Source organism: Skermanella aerolata KACC 11604, assembly GCF_000936425.1.
GTDB classification, from domain to species: domain Bacteria; phylum Pseudomonadota; class Alphaproteobacteria; order Azospirillales; family Azospirillaceae; genus Skermanella; species Skermanella aerolata.
The window spans coordinates 1-621 of the sequence record NZ_AVFK01000195.1 but is presented as its reverse complement, the minus strand read 5'-3'; the positions used below and the strand labels follow the sequence as shown (position 1 = coordinate 621).

The following is a 621-nucleotide window of genomic DNA, read 5'->3' as shown; positions in this document are numbered from 1 at the left end:
GAAACGCTGTACCGCACGCTGGTGCTCAGCAGCCGCGAGGTCGTCTTCCAGGTCGATCCGGCCGGCCGCTGGACCTTCCTCAATCCCGCCTGGGAGAACCTGACCGGCTACCCGGTCGAGGACAGCCTGGGAACCCCGTTCCTGGACTATGTCCATCTCGACGACCGGCCGCGGTGCGCCGAGCAGCTCGCCAGGCTGTCCGGCGGGCAGCTGACCGAGTGCCGGGTGGAGATCCGGTACCTGACGAGCAGCGGCGACTGCCGCTGGGTCGAGGCATCCGTTCGGGCGGTCCCGGGAGCGGACGGCCGGATCACGGTCCTGACCGGCCTGCTGGTCGACATCGACGCTCACAAGGCGACCCAGGCCGCGCTGCAGGCGGCGCGCGGGGAGGCCGAGCGGGTCAGCCGGGCCAAGTCCTCGTTCCTGGCCAACATGAGCCACGAGCTGCGCACGCCGATGAACGGCGTTCTCGGCTTTGCCGGGCTGCTGCTCGGCACCTCCCTGGACCCGGAGCAGCGGCGCTACGCCCAGCATGTCCACGACGCCGGAGCAACGCTGCTGGCCCTGCTCAACGACATCCTCGACCTGACCCGGATCGAGGCCGAGCGGCTGGAGCTGAGC

General features: G+C 70.5%; 1 protein-coding gene. It reads left to right on the top strand.

The window, feature by feature from the left end; all coding sequences use genetic code 11:
• The coding region (locus tag N826_RS39180; protein ID WP_044438087.1) for a histidine kinase dimerization/phospho-acceptor domain-containing protein at positions 1-621 on the top strand (621 nt) is incomplete at both ends.